Here is a 17,484-nt window from a genome sequence, read left to right as displayed (position 1 = left end):
TGCCCCCCTCTACCACCACATTTCTAGGAGATATGACATGGCCGATACACGCCCCTTGATTGCCGCGCTGATTGCCGCCGGCCTTTGCAGCACCACCGCTTCCGCCGTAGCCGAACCTGCTCCGGTTCAGGCCACTACCCCCGGCGTCGATCGCGACGGCCTGAAGAAACAGGCGGTCGCCGACGTCGAGGCGCACGCCAAGCTGATCCAGCAGATGGTCGACTCCCTGTTCAGCTTTGCCGAGCCGGGATTCCAGGAATTCCAGACGATGGAGTATCTCACCGGCATCCTGAAGAAGGAGGGCTTCACGATCACCAAGGGCGTGGCGGGCATTCCGACGGCGTGGACCGCGACTTGGGGCACGGGCGGGCCGCTCGTGGCGCTCGGCAGCGACGTCGATGGCCTGCTGGGCCTGTCACAATACCCGGGGTCACCGACGCTCAAGCCGATGATCGCAGGTGCACCGGGACATGGCGAGGGTCATAATTCCGGCATGCCGATGATGATCGCCGCCGCCATCGCCGCCAAGGACGTGATGGTGAAGAACAAGATTCCCGGTCGCATGATGCTGTGGCCCGGCGTTGCCGAAGAACTGCTCGCGACCAAGGCCTGGTATGTCCGCGAAGGCCTGTTCAAGGGCGTGGACATGTCGATCTTCGCGCATGTCAGCAGCGATTTCAGCACCGGCTGGGGCAACAGCGGCAGCAACGCGCTGGTGTCCGCCGAATACACCTTCCACGGCAAGACCGCACATGCCGCCGGCTCGCCGTGGGAGGGGCGCAGCGCGCTCGACGGGGTCGAGGTGATGGACGTCGCCTGGAACATGCGCCGCGAGCATCTGCCCGTCACGCAGCGATCCCATTACGTCATCACCAACGGCGGCGGGCAGCCCAACATCGTCCCCGATCTCGCCACCGTCTGGTATTATTTCCGTGACCTGAATTTCGACAGCGTCCGCGACCTGTACACCACCGGCAACGAGATCGCCGACGCCGCGGCCAAGGCAACCGGCACTACCGTCGAGCACAAGCTGCTCGGCTATGCCGCACCCAATTACGGCAACAAGCCGCTAGCCGAAGCGGCCTATGCCAACATCAAGGCGGTCGGCATGCCCAACTGGAGCAGCGACGACCAGGCGTTCGCCAAGACGGTACAGGAAACCAACAAGCGCACGGTAAAGGCGTTGCCGACGACAATCACCGACCTGTCCACCCCGGCGAACCGCGAGCGTTCGCTGGGCGGCGGATCCGACGATATCGGCGATGTGATGTGGACGGTCCCGACGATCACGGTCCGCTATCCCTCGAACATACCCAGCATGATCGGGCACAACGTGCTGTCAGCCATCGCGATGGCCACGCCGATCGCCCACAAGGGTGCGGTGGCAGGCGCCAAGGCAGTGTCGATGACCGTGCTCGACATCATGACGACACCGCAGCTGGTGACCGAAGCGAAAGCTTTCCAAAAAGATGTCCAGTTCAAGGACCAGAAGTACGACCCCGTAGTTACGGCCAACGACCCCCCTGCCATCCACCTCAACAAGGAACTCATGGAACGGATCCGACCGGAGATGAAGAAGTTCTATTACGATCCGGCAAAGTATCCGACCTACCTGAACCAGCTGGGCATCAATTATCCGAACGTTAATTCTATCAAACCCTGATAGGCGAATATTCAGCTGATCGAATGAATGGCGGTTTATATGGACAAACATATACCGCCATTTTTTCAAGAGATTGCGCATTGCACAAGCACACACTCATGCGCGTGGACCATCGTGGTCCACCATGATCATTGAGATTGCTGGATGAGTTTGCTTTAGCCTTTGTGGTAACTGCCGGTAATGGACGAAGGGTCATGACCATACGGAGTATCACCAGACGACGTATCGGGCACGAGGCGGAGCCGCTGGTCATCATCGACGGTTTTGCCGGCGATCCCGATCGGTTGCGCAGCGCGGCGGCGGAGGCCGCGTTCGTCTCCGCGGGGCAGCATTATCCCGGCATCCGCGCCGCCCTTCCCGACACGTATCTACGCGATCAGCTTCCCCTGGTCGCACGCGCGCTGGGGCGGGAGTTCGGACCGTGCCGCCGCATCCAAGTCGTCGATGCGCAATTCTCGATGGTCACGATCACCCCGGACGCGCTCGATATTCGACAACGTCTCCCGCATGTCGACGCTTACGGGCGCGACCGGATCGCGCTGATCCATTACCTCTCGCCGACAATCCGTGACGGTACGGCGTTTTTCCGGCATCGCGAGACCGGGTTCGAGACCATCGACGAGACGCGTGCCGCCACGTTTTTCAAACAACTCGGCACCGAAGTCGAAGCGACGCCGCCCGAAGGGTATATCGCGGGCGATACGGCGCTGTTCGAACGCACGGCGCTGGTCGATGCCGACTACAACCGTGCGTTGCTGTATCGGAGCTACGTCCTGCACAGCGGCGCGATCCCAAGCGACGCGCTACTCTCGGCGGATCCTTCGGTGGGGCGGCTGACGGTCACTGCATTCCTCGCGATCGAATGAGGCGGTTGAGCCGAGGGTTCGCTTGGCCTAACCCGGTGACGCTACCGGATCGGGTCCGCACCACGCGGCGACGGTTCCGGAGCGGATATTGGGGAGGCCAGCCTTGAACCATACGCGCCGGGCGTTTCTCGAAGGACTTGGCGGAACGGGCCTTGTCGCAGCGTTCCCGACGACCGCGGCAGAGGCAGCCGCAGGCGGGGAGACGCCCGATTTCGGCCCCCACGTCTTCATCGTCGATCCGAGTATGCCCGCCACCACCGTGCAGGCGCGCGTGGACGCCATCTTCCGCGAGCAGGAACGCGCGCATTTCACCGACGCGCGGCATGCGATCCTGTTCAAGCCGGGACGCTACCCGGTCGACGTGAACGTCGGGTTCTTCACGCAGGTCGCAGGGCTCGGTCGCTTGCCCGGCGACGTCGTGATCGACGGCCACGTCCACGCCGAGGCCGACTGGGCAAAGGGCATGGCGCTCGTCAATTTCTGGCGCGGCGTCGAGAATCTCTCGGTACGGCCCGCCAACGGTGCGGATCGCTGGGCAGTGTCGCAGGCCGCGCCCTATCGTCGCATTCACCTGCGCGGCGATCTGGCGCTCGACGATGGCGGCTGGGCGAGCGGCGGGTTCATGGCGGATTGCCGGATCGACGGAACCGTACGCTCGGGTACGCAACAGCAATGGTTCACCCGCAACAGCCATATCGGCGCGTGGCAGGGATCGAACTGGAACATGATGTTCGCGGGCGTCGATGGCGCCCCGCCGACGAGCTTTCCCGAACCACCCTATACCAGCCTGCCAACGGTGCCCGTGGTCCGCGAGAAGCCGTTCCTCTACGTCACCCGTACCGGGGAATGGGCAGTCTTCGTTCCCGCCCTGCGCCGCGACACGCGTGGGACGAGCTGGGCCGAGGCCGCCCCGGCCGGCACGTCGATCGCCCTGTCCCGGTTCCTGATCGCCCGCCCCGACACGCCGATCTCCGCGATCAACGAAGCGCTGGCCGCCGGGAAGCACCTCCTGCTGACCCCCGGCCTCTACCGCCTCAACGTGCCGTTACGGATCGAGCACGCCGACACGGTCGTGCTCGGTCTGGGGCTGGCGACGCTGCTCGCCGAAAACGGCGCCGCGGCGATCGTCGTCGCGGACGTTCCGGGCGTCGCGATCGCCGGCCTGCTGATCGACGCCGGGCCGGTCGAAACGCCTGTGCTCGTCCAGGTCGGTCCCAGAGGCGCCAAGCGCGATCACAGCCGCAACCCTGCCGTGCTTGCGGACCTGTTCTTCCGGGTCGGCGGCGCAACCATCGGCAAGGCCGGGACCTGCCTGGAGATCAACAGCCACCACGTGATCGGCGATCATCTCTGGATCTGGCGCGCCGACCACGGCGACCGTGAAGGCGGCCGCGTGCATGTCGGCTGGGACGAGAGCACCGCCGACCAGGGCCTGATCGTCAACGGCGACGACGTGACCATCCACGGCCTCTTCGTCGAGCATTTCCAGAAATACCAGGTGACGTGGAACGGCGAACGCGGCCGGACCTATTTCTACCAGTGCGAACTCCCGTATGATCCACCGAACCAGGCTGCATACAGGGCGGGATCGACGCGAGGCTGGGCCGCGTACAAGGTCGCGGATACCGTCCAGACGCATGAGGCGACCGGAATGGGCATCTACGCCAACTTCACCGCCGATCCCTCGATCGTGCTGGACAGCGCGGTCGAAGCACCCCGTCGGCCGGGCGTCCGCTTTGCGAGTATCACGACGATCTCGCTCGGCACCGGCCAGGGTACGATCGCGCATCTCGTCAACGACACGGGCGCCGCCGCACGACCGGGTGCCGTCCGTCAGACGCTGACCAGCTATCCATGACCACGAGGGCCCTCCGATGATCCTGCTGATACTGGCCGCGCAAGCCGCCACTTTGGGTGCGACCAACTATAGCGTGAGCGCGCCGATGCCCGCGCCCAAAGGCAAGCCGAGCTTTGCCGACGAGTTCGACGGCAAGGCAGTCGACCAGACCAAATGGCGTTTCGACACCTCGCGCAACGCCGAGGGCTGGTACAATCACGAACGGCAATATTATGCGAAGGACCGCGCCGAGAACGCGCGGATCGAAGACGGCGCGCTGGTGATCGAGGCGCGGCGCGAGACGCTCGATAAAGCGCGGTTCGCCGACTGGGGCGGCCAAGCCTATACCTCCGCCAAGCTCGTCTCGCGCCAACCGCGCGGCTACGGCTTTTACGAAGTCCGTGCGAAGCTGCCCTGCGGACGCGGCAGCTGGCCGGCGATCTGGTTGCTGCCGTCCGGCGGCACATGGCCGGACGAGGGCGAAATCGACATCATGGAGATGGTCGGCTGGGACGCCGGGACCGTCCACGCAACGCTGCACAGCGGCGCCTTCAACCACGTCAAGGGTACGCAACGTGGCGCCCAGACGCACGTCGCTACGGCGTGCACCGCGTACCACCGCTATCAGCTCGACTGGCGTGCGGATGCGATCACGATCGGCGTCGATGGCCGCGCGGTCATGCGCGTCGCCAACGACCAGCCTGGCGGCAAGGCGGCCTGGCCCTTCACGCGTCCGTACGAGCTGATCCTGAACCTCGCGGTCGGCGGCGACTGGGGTGGCCAGAAGGGGATAGACGACGCCGCGTTCCCGCAACGCATGTCGGTCGATTACGTCCGCTACTGGCGCCGCTAGCGTCGACCGCGCGCGGCTAGGATGATCACCCCGCCGCACAGCGTCAGCGCCGCGAGTACCAGCATCACCGCATCGAAATCAGTCGGCGTCGCGAGCGCCCAGGTCAGCGTCGGCCCGAGCAGCCCCGGCAGCGTGTTGGTCAGGTTGAGCAGTCCCAGGTCACGGCCGCGGTGCAGTGGGTTCGGCAGCAACTGCATGGCGAACGATGCGTGCAGCGCAAGGAACACCGACGCGCCCGCGGTATAGACGCAGAACGCGACCGCGCCGCTCGCAAAGTCATTGGCGAAGGCCATTCCACACAGCCCGGACGCGGCAACGATCGTGGCGGCGAACAGGAACGGCTTGGTCCGCCCGGAGCGATCCGCCAGTCGTCCAACCAGCACCGCGATCGGCAGCGGCAAGGTGTACGCGACGATCATCACCATCCCCATCCGCGCTGCGATCGTAACCGGCGCCACCGACGGCGCGATGCTTTCGAGATAGTAGAAGAGATAGACGAAAACAGCGCACTGCCGGCGACTTGCACGAACAGGCGCGCACTCCATGCGAGCGCCAGATCCCGCCGCAGCACTGCCTTGATCGGCGATGTCGGATCGATCCGGGCGATCGGTTGCGCCGGTGTCAGCAACAGCGGAACGATGCAGCACGCGACCACGAGCGGCACGATCGCAAGCCGCGCCGTTTCGCTCAGCGACGTGGTCGCCATCAGCAGCGCCGCCAAGGCCGACGCCACCGGACTTGCCATCGCCAGCAAGCCGCCGGCCACCCCTTTTTGCGCATCGGGCACTTCGTCGGCCATGATCGCGAGCAGCGGCGCGAGCAGCGCGTTCACCGCCACCTGGAATGCAATTACAGCGAGGATCAGCGCATTCGGCGTCGTCGCGACAGCCATCGCTGCGTAGGCCATCGCAGTCGCGACGAAGCCTCCAGCCAGCCACCCCCGGCGCCCACCGCCCCGCGCAACCGATCGATCGCTCAGCCACCCGAACACGATGTTCGACACGCTCGCCGCCAGAGCACCCGTAACGACGATCATGGTGAGAACGTCCAGCCGCCCCGCCCGCGCGACCGCGTCGACCTTGATCGGCAGCAACAGCGTCAGCAGCGGGAGATATCCGACGACCCCACCGACATAGGCGAGCGCGAACACCAGCAGGAAACCGGTGGAGCGACGCTCGGGGGCAGGCACGAAGTCGCGGAAAACGGGTAGACGCGCCATCCGCTCACCTAACCCGGTCCGGGCCGGACAGGCAACTGCGCGCCCGCCCTTCCAGCACGCTCCGGATACGAACCCAAGGACAGTCACGTCCGCCCCTTGTTCTCCTGCGAAGGCGGGAGCCCAGTCTGGGTCCCGGCCTTCGCGGGGAGACATGACTCCGCTTATCAGGTGGGGCGACGTTAAGCCCCGTCCGACTTCTAAATCCTCACCCGCCAGGGGGAGGTGGCAGGCACAGCCCGACGGAGGGGGCGGTGAGGGAGAACCGCTGTTCCGTGTCCTCCCCCTCCGTCGCTTTCAGCGCCACCTCCCCCTTGCGGAAGGAGGATCGTAACGTGAGTGCCTGCAAAACTACGGCTTCATCGTCGCCGCATCGAGCTTGGCTGTAACGACCAATGCCCGGTCCTGCGCATCATGCGCGAGCGCCACGCGATACGCGCCTCCCACGATGCGCCAGCCGGGCAGTTTCGTGTCGTAATCGGCGACGATGCGCGGTTCGGCGGTCAGCGTGATCCGCCGCGTCTCCCCTGGTTTCAGCGTCACGCGTGCAAAGCCGGCGAGCCGCATCGGCGTGGCCCCACCTGGACTGGCGCCATCGCGCGCGACGTACATCTGAGGGACGTCCGCCCCTGCCCGCTTGCCGGTATTGGTGACCTCGAACGTGACGCTCAGCGATCGCCCGCCCGTCACTACCGGGTTGCGATAGGCGAAGCTGGTGTAGCTGAGGCCGTGTCCGAACGCGAAGAGCGGGCGTTGGCGCTGCTGCTCGTACCAGCGATAGCCGACGTTCGCGCGCTCGACATAGTCGACCGGAAAGCTGTCGAGCTGGAAGGTCGACGCGTTCGCCGGATTGGCCGCCGCCTGTGCCTCGACCGACGTCAAACGGTCCAGCCCGACCGGGGCCGCACGTGGCGCTTGCGACGCGGCAACGGGGAACGTGATCGGCAGCCGGCCCGACGGAGACACCCTACCCGTCAGGATGTTGGCGATCGCCTCGCCGCCGCGCTGGCCGGGGTACCAGGCCTGGAGCACGGCCGGAACCGAGCCGATCCACGGCATCAGCACCGGCCCGCCGGTTTCGAGCACCGCGACCGTCCTCGGCTGGGCTCCAGCGACCGCGGCGATCAGGGCGTCCTGGTTGTCGGGCAGCGACAAGGTGGGAACGTCCTGCGCCTCGGTCGTCCACTGCGTCGCGAACACGATCGCGATGTCCGCACTGCGCGCCGCCGCGGCCGCTGCCGCGACGTCCTTGCCGTCGACGAACGTCACGGTCGCACCCGGCAGCGCGGCTTGCAGCGCCTTCAGCGGCGAGGATGCGTGATAGGTATAGCGCGCGAACGACATCGCCGCGCCCGACGTCAGCGGGATCTCGATCGGCGCACCGCCTACCGAGCGGACCTGGCTCGACCCCCCGCCCGACAGCACGCCGACATCCGCGCGTCCACCGATCAGCACGATGCGCTTCGCCGTCCGCGCCATCGGCAACAGGTCGCCGTCGTTCTTGAGCAGCACGATGCCCGCTTCGGCAGCGCGCTGGGCGACCTCGGCATGCGCGGCATAGGGTGGCGTCTGCGCGGTCGTCGGGACCGGATTGTCGTACGCACCCGTCTCGATCAGCCCGGTCAGATAGCGCGCGATCATGTCGTCGAGCCGTCCGGCCGGCACCGCGCCCGACTGGACGGCAGCCTTTAGCGGCGCGGCGAAATACATCGCCTTGTCGAGTTCCTGCCCCGATTGCTGGTCGAGCCCGGCGTTGGCCGCCTTGGCGGTCGAATGCACCGCGCCCCAATCGCTCATCACCCAGCCGCGATAGCCCCAGTCGCGCTTCAGCACGTCGGTCATCAAATGCCGGTTCTCGCACGCCCAGTCACCGTTGATCTTGTTATAGGCGCACATCACCGACCCCGGCCGCCCCTTCTCGATCGCGATCTGGAAGGCGAGTAGGTCGCTCATCCGCAAGCTCGCCTCGTCGATCCGTGCGTTGACGACCATGCGCCCAGTCTCCTGCGCATTGAGCGCGAGATGCTTGACGGTCGACACGATATGGTTCGATTGCACCCCGGCGATATGCGCGCCAGCCATCTCTCCGGCGAGCAACGGATCCTCGCCCAGATACTCGAAATTGCGACCGTTCCACGGGTCCCGCGTCAGGTTCACGCCGCCTGCGAGCAGGACGTTGAACCGCTTGGCGCGCGCCTCCGCGCCAATCATCGTGCCGCCTGCACGCGCGATCGCGACGTCGAAGCTCGCCGCCGCCGCGAGACTCGACGGCAGCGCGGTGGCGACGTCGCCTTTGCGCTGTTCGACCTGATTTGCGACGCCGAGCGACGCGTCGCTTTCGCGCACCAGCGGGATACCAAGCCGCGGAATGCTGTCGATATGACCGGCCGAGGGAATAAGTTCGTTCGCGGTTTTGCCGGCAGCCATCGGCGGGAACAGTCCGTGTGCCAGCGCGATCTTCTCATCGAGCGTCATCCGCGCCACGATCGCATTCGCGCGGACTCGCGCATCGGCGGTGGCAGGGGCATTGGTCAGGGAGTGTTCCGTATCCCGAGCACAGACGGTGCCCGCAATCGCCAGCAACGATGCGCCCAGCAATATTGCGCGAAAACTCTTCGACATCCTTCGGTCCTTTCCTGTTCCGGCAACCGCTCTGAAGGCGATCATCCGGCGGCGTGTTGCGCCACTGCCACTATCAACAGCATAATTTGAGAACGTTCACAACGGTAGCGCTATCGTGCTTGACTCGAATTCGCGGACCGGGAAAGTGAACGTTCACGGGAAAGGCGCAGATCATAGCGCCGTCTAAAGGGGAGGATTACCATGCGTAGCTTCGCAGCTCGCTCGCTTTCGCGTTTCGTCATCGGCACGTCGGCACTGGCTCTGGTCGGTCTGCCCGGAATGGCCTGTGCGCAGGACGCGGCAGCCACCGTTGGCAATCCAGGGCCGTCCGACATCGCGCCACAGGCCACCCCCGCCGATCCGAACGATACCACCGACGATATCGTCGTGACCGGCATTCGCGCCTCGCTGCGTGAGGCGATCGACATCAAGCGCAACGCCCAAGGGGTGGTCGACGCGATCTCGTCGGAAGATATCGGCAAGTTCCCCGACACCAACCTGGCGGAATCGCTCCAGCGCATCACCGGCGTGTCGATCGACCGCTCGAACGGCGAAGGGTCGACCGTCACCGTCCGCGGCTTCGGCCCCGAGTACAATCTCGTCACGTTGAACGGCCGCCAGATGCCGACCTCGACGCTCGGCGACGGCGCCAGCGCGCCCGCATCGCGCTCGTTCGACTTCGCCAACCTCGCCTCCGAAGGCGTCGCCGCGGTCGAGGTCTACAAGACCGGCCGTGCTGCCATACCGTCGGGTGGCATCGGTTCGAGCATCAACATCCGCACGCCGCGCCCGCTCGACAAGCCGGGGACGCGCGGCAGCATCGCCGCCAAGGGCGTGCTCGACAGCTCGCGCAACGGCAAGGACCAGATCACGCCGGAAGTGTCGGGCATCCTGTCCACCACCTTCGCCGACGACCGCATCGGCGTCCTGTTCAGCGGTGCGTATCAACGGCGCAAGGCGAGCAACAATTCGTCAGGCGTCGGCTTCCGCGACGGCTTCCTGGGGGCGGAGAACAACTGGGGCACGCTCGCACAGCCCGGCACGCCCGGTGGCGCGAACATTACCAACCGGCCCGGTCCAACCGACGTCTACGAAATTCCGCAAAGCGCCAACTACAACGTCGTCGACATCGACCGCGAGCGCATCAACGGCCAGCTCGTGTTGCAGGCAAAGCCGACCGACACGCTGACCGCGACGCTCGACTTCACCTATTCGAGCAACAAGGTCGAGGTCCGCGACAGCAGCGTAGGCATCTGGTTCAACTTCGGCGATACCCGCAGCGCCTGGACCGACGGCCCCGCCGCCGGCCCGGTCTTCTATTCGGAGAGTTTCGCGCCCGGCAAGGATCTGTCGTACAGCAGCTCGCTTACCGCGAACAAATCCGAGAACAAGTCGATCGGCGGCAATCTGACCTGGGAAGCGCCCGGCAACGTCACGATGTCGCTCGACGCGCATCACTCAACCGCGACGTCCAAGCCGACCAACGATTACGGCAGCAGCACGTCGATCGGCGGCGCGATCTTTGGCGTCCAGTCGCAGACCGTGAACTTCGAGAACGACCTGCCGGTCATTTCGTACCAGATGTATCCGGGTATCGACCCGCTGAACGCCGCGCTGATCACGCCCACCGGCAACGCGTTCCGCAATGCGTATTTCAAGGACGAGATCAACCAGCTCCAGTTGAAGGGCCATTACGACCACGACGGCGAGTTCCTCGACAGCATCGACTGGGGCTTCTCGTACGTCGACAACAAGGTTCGCTCGGCCTACGGCTTCATCCAGAACGAGACCTGGGGCGGGATCGACCCGCGCGGCGCGTCGTTCGGCGCGGCGGCGGTGCCCGACGATTTCTTCAATCTCACCAGCATCCCCGACAAGTTCAAGGGCGTCTCGGGCGCGAACAATCCCGCGATCCCGCAGTCGATCTACACATTCAATTTCGAGCGGATGGCCGAATTGCTGCGCTCGCAGTATAATATCTGCAGCGCGCCGCAGACCGGCGTGGCCGCGCCCGGCACCTGCCTCGCCAACTACACCAACGATCGCCGGATTCGTGAGCGGACGATTTCGCCTTTCGTGCAGTTCAATGGCAAGTTCGATGTGTTCGGTCGGCCTGCGCATATCATCGGCGGCGTTCGGTATGATGAAACGCAGGTGAACTCTTCGGCGCTGGTGCCGATCCCGAACGGGACGCGCTGGACGGGGGCCAACGAATTCGCGCTTACCTACGGCGCCAATTCCTTCACGTCGCTGAAGGGTAAGTATCACAACTGGTTGCCTGCGGTCGATTTCGACGTCGAACCGGTCCGCAACGTCAAGCTGCGCGCATCGTACAGCCACACCATCACGCGCGCGGATTACGGCAGCCTCCAGGGCGGCCTGAACATCGACTCCAACCCGCGTATCGGCGGCGGCACGGGTAGCCAGGGCAACCCGAACCTGATCCCGTACAAGTCGAAGAACATCGATCTGTCGGCGGAATGGTATTACGGCCCCGAGAGCTATGTCTCGGTCGGATACTTCACCAAGGACGTGCAGAACTTCATCGGCACGACGCAGCTCAATACGCCCGCGTTCAACCTGCGCAACCCGGGCTCGGGGCCGCGCTACCGTCAAGCGGTGGCGGCGCTCGGGACGACGGACAATTTGCGCGTTCGCGACTATATCCTGCGCAATTTCCCCGCCTCCTCGCAGGTCACGGGCACGAGCGATGCCGGCCTGCTGAACGGCAACATCTTCGGCCTGCCCGAGGACGATCTGTTCAACTTCCAGTTGAGCCAGCCGTTCAACAGCGACCAGACCGCGAACATCAACGGCTGGGAATTCGCGATCCAGCACCGGTTGTGGGAAACCGGCTTCGGCGTCATCCTGAACTATACGATCGTCAACGGCGACGCGAAATACGACAACACGCTCGATCCGAACATCGGCCAGTTCGCGCTGACCGGGCTCAGCGACAGCGCCAACGCAGTCGGCTATTACGACAAGAACGGCATCCAGGCGCGCGTCGCGTATAACTGGCGCGGCGAGTTCTATGCCGGCGGCGCGTTCGACCCGACCTATGTCGAGGCGTACGGCCAAGTCGATGCGAGTGCGAGCGTCCAGGTGACCAAGGGGCTCGCGGTGTTCGCCGAGGCGATCAACCTCACCGGCCAGGGCCGTCGCGGCCATCGCCGCTCGGATAATTTCGTGACGTTCGCGCAGCCTGGGTACGCACGCTATTCAGGCGGCGTGCGCTTCAACTTCTGAGGCGGGTGTTTGGGATCCTCCCCCGCAAAGGGGGGGGTGGCTGGCACTTGCCAGTCGGAGGGGGAGGAAGGGGTAACCGCTGTTCCGTGCCCTCCCCCTCCGTCGCCTACGGCGCCACCTCCCCCTGGCGGGGGAGGATTGGAGGGTATGGACGGCCTCGAACCGCTCCGTCATTCTGACGAAAGTCAGGACCCAGGGTACCTGAAGACGGTCCTCATTGGCTCTGGGTCCTGACTTTCGTCAGGATGACGACGAAGGATGGCGGCCAAGGATGACGCACCCGCCGCCGACGGAGCAAGTTGGCGTGCGGAAATAGGGAAACAGGCAGCAGACGATGGCCACGGATAACGGCCCCGGAGTAACGAGCGACCACCCGATCACGAACATCGTGGTCGTCGGCGGCGGTACGGCCGGCTGGCTGGCCGCGTGCCTGATCGCCGCGCGCGCCGATCGCGGCGCGCAGCGGCCGCTCTCCGTTACCCTCGTCGAATCTCCCGATGTCGCGACGATCGGCGTCGGCGAGGGCACGTGGCCGACGATGCGCCGCACGCTCGAACGGATCGGCATCGCCGAGACCGACTTCCTGCTCGCCTGCGACGCGTCGTTCAAGCAGGGGTCGCGGTTCGACGGGTGGCGGACGGGCGCGGCCGACGACAGCTATCTTCACCCTTTCACCGCTCCCGTCGACGGCGACCCGCGCGATATCGTCGCAGCCTGGGCGGAGCATGGCGGGCGGTTCGCGGACATCGCCGGCGCTCAGGGCACAATCTGCCACCACGACCTCGCGCCGCGCCAGCGGGCGATGCCCGATTATGCCGGCACGCTGAACTATGCCTACCATCTCGACGCAGGCAAGCTCGCCGCACTGCTGACGCGCCATGCGACCGAGCGGCTCCGCGTGCGTCACGTCCGCGACCACGTCGTCGGCATCGACAGCACCGGAGACGGTGACATCGCCGCGGTCCGGACACGCGCGTCGGGCGCGATCGACGGTGACCTGTTTCTAGACTGCACCGGCCACGCCGCGCTGCTGATCGGCGGGCATTATGGCATCGGCACAGTCGACTGCGGCGGCGAACTGTTCAACGACCGCGCGCTCGCGGTGCAGGTGCCGGTCGCGGACGGCAGCCCGATCGCCTCGCAGACCAACGCGACCGCGCACGCTGCAGGCTGGATCTGGGACATCGGCCTGCCAGCCAGGCGCGGTGTCGGCTGCGTCTATTCCTCCGCGCATCTGAGCGACGATGCCGCGGCGGAGACGCTTGCGCGCTATATCCGCGCCACCGCGCCGGACGCTCCGCTGCCCATTTTCCGCCAGCTCAAGTTCCAGTCGCGCCACCGCGCGAAGTTCTGGGAGCGTAATTGCCTCGCGGTCGGACTGTCGGCCGGGTTCCTCGAGCCGCTCGAAGCGTCGGCGATCGTCCTGATCGAACTGTCGCTCGATGCGCTGCTCGACAATTTCCCCAGCCACCGCGGCGCGGTGGATATCCACGCGAACCGCTTCAACGCGCTGTTCCGCTATCGCTGGGACCGGATCGTCGAGTTCCTGAAGCTGCATTACGTGCTGAGCGAACGCGACGAACCCTATTGGCGCGACCACCGCGACGCCGCATCGATCCCGCCGCGCCTCGTCGAGCTGCTGACGCTGTGGCGGCATCAACCACCGTCGCGCGCGGATTTCCCGATGATCGACGAGATCTTCCCCGCCGCAAGCTATCAATACGTCCTGTACGGCATGGGCTTTCCGGTGCCGACGCGTGGACCGATCGCCACGGCGGACCGGGCACGCACGGAAACCTTGCTCGCACAGGTCGATCAGCGCAGGCGTATGCTCGCCGCTGGCCTGCCGACTAACCGTGCCTATCTCGATGCCCTACGGCATGCGACCGCCCCTGCGATGGAACTGCCTGCGATGGAACCGATAGCCTGATGCCCGACCACGTCATCCTCACCGCCGAAGACCACCGCGACCTGCGTATCCGTACCGAGCGCTCGCCCGCGCTCGGCGACGCGGTGATGACCTGCATCACCGTCCCCAGCGAGTTCCGGCGCGTCCAGACGCATTATCCGATCCTGTTCCAGCTCGACCAGACACGCGGCAGTTTCACGGCGCTGGCGATGTTCGGGTTCGAGCCCGGCGAGAACCTGTTCCTGACAGACGCCGGATGGGACGCGCGCTATCGTCCGCTCGCGATCGACAGCCAGCCGTTCCTGGTCGGGCGCGGCGACGGCGACGTCCGCCAGGTGCATATCGACATGGCGAGCCCGCGGATCGGCGCAGGCGAAGGCGTCCGCGTATTCGACGATACCGGGCGACCGACGCCGTATCTCGAACGGATCGCCGATCAGCTCCGCGCGCTCGACACCGATTATGTCGCATCGGCCGATTTCTTCGCCGCCTTGCGCCGGTACGACCTGCTCGAACCGCTGACGATGGACGTGACGCTCGACGATGGCTCGAAGAACCGGCTGGTCGGCTATCATGTCATCGACGAGGACCGGCTGGTCGCGCTCGACGATACCGCGGTCGCCGACCTGCACGGTGCGGGGCATCTGATGCCGATCTTCATGGCGCTCGCCTCGCTCGGCAATATCGGCGATCTCGTCGCGCGCAAGAACCGCCGGACCGATCATGGCTGATGCCGATCCCGGTATCTTCGCGACCATGCCGCGCATCCGCGAGATCGCGGTTGGCGATCCCGCCGATCTGGACGCGCATCTGCGCGAGGCGACCACGCCGTTCATCGTGCGTGGGTTGATCGCGGATTGGCCGATGGTGCAGGCCGGTCGGCGATCGTCGCGGGCGGCGCGCGACTATATCCAGGGCCACGCACGCGACCTGCCCTTCGCGGTCTCCGTCGCGATGCCCGACAGCGGCGGCCGGCTGTTCTACGACGCGACGCACGCGATGAACTTCCAGATGCTGCGTGCGAAATTGCCGGAGATCTTCGCACGGATCGACGCCAACGAAGGCGCCGCCGACGCGCATGCCATCTATCTCGCGTCGATCGACATGCATCAGTTCTTCGTTGGACTGCACGAGGCGAACCATGTCGAGCTTGGCGACCGCACGCCGCTCTCCAGCATCTGGATGGGCACCCGGACACGGATCGCGGCGCATAACGACGTGCCCGACAATCTCGCCTGCGTCGCGGTCGGGCGGCGGCGCTTTACGGTCTTTCCGCGCGACCAGTTCCGCAATCTCTACCTCGGCCCGGTCGACAATACCCCGGCTGGCCGTGCGGTCAGCATGGTCGATTTCCACCATCCCGATTTCGCCGCTCACCCTCGCTTCCGCGAGGCATTGCGGCATGGGCAGGTCGCGGAGCTGGAGGCCGGCGACGCGCTCTACATCCCGGCGATGTGGTGGCACCATGTCGAGGGGCTGTCGGACTTCAACGTGCTGGTGAATTACTGGTGGCGCGAGACGCCGCGGTGGCTCGGCCAGCCGCAGGACGCGCTGAACCATGCGATGCTGGCGATCCGCGATCTGCCCGCGGACGAGAAGGCGCATTGGCGCGATATGTTCGATCATTATGTCTTCGCCAACGGTCCCAACGTCACGAACCACATTCCCGAGGCGGCGCGCGGCATGCTCGCGCCGCTCACCGCCGACACCGCGGGTCGCCTCCGCGCCTTCCTCCTGAGAGCGCTGAGCCGATGAAAAACACACCTGTTCGTCGCGTCGTGATCGCCGGGGGCGGCACCGCCGGCTGGATGGCCGCCGCGGCGATCGCCCGCACGATGGGCAGCACGATCGAGCTGACGCTGATCGAATCCGATGCGATCGGTACGATCGGCGTGGGGGAATCGACGATCCCGCCGATGATCACCTTCAACCGCCTGCTCGGGATCAACGAAGCCGAGTTCATGCGCGAGACGCAGGCGACGTTCAAACTCGGCATCCTGTTCGACGACTGGAAGGACCGTGGCGAACGCTATTTCCACTCGTTCGGGATTACGGGAAAGGATCACTGGTCGGCGGGCTTCCAGCATTTCTGGCTGCACGGGCTGACCAAGGGGCATGACCAGCCCTACGACGATTATTGCCTCGAGCTGCGCGCCGCGTTGCAGGGCAAGTTCGCGCATCTGCCCGACGAGCGGATGAACTATGCGTATCAGCTCGATTCGACGCGCTATGCCAAGTTCCTGCGGCGGATGGCGGAGGCCGACGGCACGCGCCGCATCGAGGGCAAAATCGCGCAGGTCGAGCTGAACGGCGAGAGTGGCGATATCGCGGCGCTGGTGCTCGAGTCCGGCGCGCGGATCGAGGGCGACCTGTTCCTCGACTGCACGGGTTTTCGCGCGCTGCTGATCGAAGGCGCGCTGCACGCCGGGTTCGACGACTGGACGCATTATCTGCCATGCGATTCCGCGATCGCGATCCAGACCGAGAGCGTGCGGCCTGCGCTGCCCTATACGCGGGCGATGGCGCATGATGCCGGTTGGCAGTGGCGCATCCCGCTTCAGCATCGCACCGGCAACGGCATCGTCTATTGCAGCCGCTATCTCGACCGCGACGCCGCGCTCGAACGGCTGCTCGGCAATATCGAGGGCAAGACGCTGACCGAGCCGAACGTGATCCGTTTCGTGACCGGCGCGCGGCGGCAGCAATGGCACCGCAACTGCATCGCGATCGGCCTGTCGGGCGGGTTCATGGAGCCGCTGGAATCGACCAGCATCCACCTGATCCAGCGCGCCGTGCTGCGGCTGTTGCGGCTGTTCCCGTCGGGCGCCGTATCGCCGCGCGACGTCGCCGAATTCAACGACCAGCAGCATACCGACATGCTGCAGATCCGCGATTTCCTGATCCTGCATTACAAGGCCACCAACCGCCGCGACAGCGCGTTCTGGCGGCAGTGCGCGGCGATGCCGATCCCGGCGTCGCTGGAGCAGAAGATCGAGCTGTTCCGTGAGACCGGCCGCGTGTTCCGCAAGAACGAGGAGCTGTTTGCGGAGAATAGCTGGGTGCAGGTGATGCTCGGCCAGGGGATCGTCCCGCGGAGCTATCATCCGATCGCGACCAAGCTGCGCGACGAGGAACTGGCGCGGCTTCTCGGCGGCTTGCGCGACGGCACCAACGCGACCGTCGCGGGGCTGCCCGAGCATGCCGACTACGTCGCGCGCTACTGCGGCACCGCGCCCGCACCCTCGCCCGTCCTCGCAGCCTGAGTTCGG

Annotated in this window: 12 protein-coding genes; 9 read left to right on the top strand and 3 right to left on the bottom strand. The window is 65.6% G+C overall.

Translation table 11 applies throughout. The features are described 5' to 3' along the window. The first annotated feature begins 37 nt into the window (after nucleotides 1-37). From AC1MLZ_RS18095 to AC1MLZ_RS18080, 4 genes are all read left to right on the top strand, one after another. Nucleotides 38-1,663, top strand: a complete 1,626-nt coding sequence (locus tag AC1MLZ_RS18095) for an amidohydrolase (RefSeq protein WP_480959698.1) — start codon at nucleotides 38-40, stop codon at nucleotides 1,661-1,663. Nucleotides 1,664-1,857: 194 nt separating this feature from the next. After that, nucleotides 1,858-2,529 carry a DUF6445 family protein gene (locus AC1MLZ_RS18090; protein WP_480959697.1) on the top strand — a complete coding sequence of 224 codons (672 nt, stop codon included), beginning with the start codon at nucleotides 1,858-1,860 and terminating at the stop codon, nucleotides 2,527-2,529. Between the two features lie 103 nt (nucleotides 2,530-2,632). Then, complete coding sequence (locus AC1MLZ_RS18085; RefSeq protein WP_480959696.1) at nucleotides 2,633-4,387, top strand: adenylyl cyclase; 1,755 nt, start codon at nucleotides 2,633-2,635, stop codon at nucleotides 4,385-4,387. Between the two features lie 16 nt (nucleotides 4,388-4,403). After that, nucleotides 4,404-5,219, top strand: a complete 816-nt coding sequence (locus AC1MLZ_RS18080) for a glycoside hydrolase family 16 protein (RefSeq protein ID WP_480959695.1) — start codon at nucleotides 4,404-4,406, stop codon at nucleotides 5,217-5,219. On the opposite strand, the gene AC1MLZ_RS18075 is transcribed toward AC1MLZ_RS18080, so the two are convergent. From AC1MLZ_RS18075 to AC1MLZ_RS18065, 3 genes are all read right to left on the bottom strand, one after another. Beyond that, the gene (locus tag AC1MLZ_RS18075) at nucleotides 5,216-5,677 is read right to left on the bottom strand and encodes an MFS transporter (protein ID WP_480959694.1); all 462 of its coding nucleotides are present in this window, start codon (nucleotides 5,675-5,677) and stop codon (nucleotides 5,216-5,218) included. The two genes, AC1MLZ_RS18080 and AC1MLZ_RS18075, sit on opposite strands and share 4 nt — an antisense overlap. Then, the gene (locus AC1MLZ_RS18070) at nucleotides 5,638-6,438 is read right to left on the bottom strand and encodes an MFS transporter (RefSeq protein WP_480959693.1); all 801 of its coding nucleotides are present in this window, start codon (nucleotides 6,436-6,438) and stop codon (nucleotides 5,638-5,640) included. Before AC1MLZ_RS18070 ends, AC1MLZ_RS18075 begins: the two co-directional genes overlap by 40 nt. A gap of 348 nt (nucleotides 6,439-6,786) precedes the next feature. Continuing rightward, on the bottom strand, nucleotides 6,787-9,057 hold the full coding sequence (locus AC1MLZ_RS18065; RefSeq protein WP_480959692.1) for a beta-glucosidase: 2,271 nt from the start codon (nucleotides 9,055-9,057) through the stop codon (nucleotides 6,787-6,789). Nucleotides 9,058-9,258: 201 nt separating this feature from the next. Between AC1MLZ_RS18065 and AC1MLZ_RS18060 the strand changes: the two genes are divergently transcribed. The 5 genes from AC1MLZ_RS18060 to AC1MLZ_RS18040 all read left to right on the top strand — a co-directional run bounded on the left by AC1MLZ_RS18060 (nucleotide 9,259) and on the right by AC1MLZ_RS18040 (nucleotide 17,478). After that, nucleotides 9,259-12,306: a TonB-dependent receptor gene (locus tag AC1MLZ_RS18060; RefSeq protein ID WP_480959691.1), complete on the top strand. Its 3,048-nt coding sequence runs from the start codon at nucleotides 9,259-9,261 to the stop codon at nucleotides 12,304-12,306. Nucleotides 12,307-12,640: 334 nt separating this feature from the next. Beyond that, on the top strand, nucleotides 12,641-14,236 hold the full coding sequence (locus AC1MLZ_RS18055; protein ID WP_480959690.1) for a tryptophan halogenase family protein: 1,596 nt from the start codon (nucleotides 12,641-12,643) through the stop codon (nucleotides 14,234-14,236). Then, on the top strand, nucleotides 14,236-14,946 hold the full coding sequence (locus AC1MLZ_RS18050; protein WP_480959689.1) for a SapC family protein: 711 nt from the start codon (nucleotides 14,236-14,238) through the stop codon (nucleotides 14,944-14,946). Before AC1MLZ_RS18055 ends, AC1MLZ_RS18050 begins: the two co-directional genes overlap by 1 nt. Then, on the top strand, nucleotides 14,939-15,970 hold the full coding sequence (locus AC1MLZ_RS18045) for a cupin-like domain-containing protein (RefSeq protein ID WP_480959688.1): 1,032 nt from the start codon (nucleotides 14,939-14,941) through the stop codon (nucleotides 15,968-15,970). Before AC1MLZ_RS18050 ends, AC1MLZ_RS18045 begins: the two co-directional genes overlap by 8 nt. Beyond that, complete coding sequence (locus AC1MLZ_RS18040; RefSeq protein WP_480959687.1) at nucleotides 15,967-17,478, top strand: tryptophan halogenase family protein; 1,512 nt, start codon at nucleotides 15,967-15,969, stop codon at nucleotides 17,476-17,478. The genes AC1MLZ_RS18045 and AC1MLZ_RS18040 overlap by 4 nt, the downstream gene beginning before the upstream one ends. Nucleotides 17,479-17,484: the final 6 nt, after the last annotated feature.

The sequence above is a fragment of the Sphingomonas sp. PEI4 genome (assembly GCF_056679955.1).
This window is presented reverse-complemented; position numbering and strand designations above follow the sequence as displayed.

Bases quoted from the DNA above. Each gene is read 5' to 3' on its own strand.
- AC1MLZ_RS18095 (WP_480959698.1), top strand. From the start codon at position 38: ATGGCCGATACACGCCCCTTGATTGCCGCGCTGATTGCCGCCGGCCTT.
- AC1MLZ_RS18090 (WP_480959697.1), top strand. From the start codon at position 1,858: ATGACCATACGGAGTATCACCAGACGACGTATCGGGCACGAGGCGGAG.
- AC1MLZ_RS18080 (WP_480959695.1), top strand. From the start codon at position 4,404: ATGATCCTGCTGATACTGGCCGCGCAAGCCGCCACTTTGGGTGCGACC.
- AC1MLZ_RS18070 (WP_480959693.1), bottom strand. From the start codon at position 6,438: ATGGCGCGTCTACCCGTTTTCCGCGACTTCGTGCCTGCCCCCGAGCGT.
- AC1MLZ_RS18065 (WP_480959692.1), bottom strand. From the start codon at position 9,057: ATGTCGAAGAGTTTTCGCGCAATATTGCTGGGCGCATCGTTGCTGGCG.
- AC1MLZ_RS18060 (WP_480959691.1), top strand. From the start codon at position 9,259: ATGCGTAGCTTCGCAGCTCGCTCGCTTTCGCGTTTCGTCATCGGCACG.
- AC1MLZ_RS18055 (WP_480959690.1), top strand. From the start codon at position 12,641: ATGGCCACGGATAACGGCCCCGGAGTAACGAGCGACCACCCGATCACG.
- AC1MLZ_RS18050 (WP_480959689.1), top strand. From the start codon at position 14,236: ATGCCCGACCACGTCATCCTCACCGCCGAAGACCACCGCGACCTGCGT.
- AC1MLZ_RS18045 (WP_480959688.1), top strand. From the start codon at position 14,939: ATGGCTGATGCCGATCCCGGTATCTTCGCGACCATGCCGCGCATCCGC.
- AC1MLZ_RS18040 (WP_480959687.1), top strand. From the start codon at position 15,967: ATGAAAAACACACCTGTTCGTCGCGTCGTGATCGCCGGGGGCGGCACC.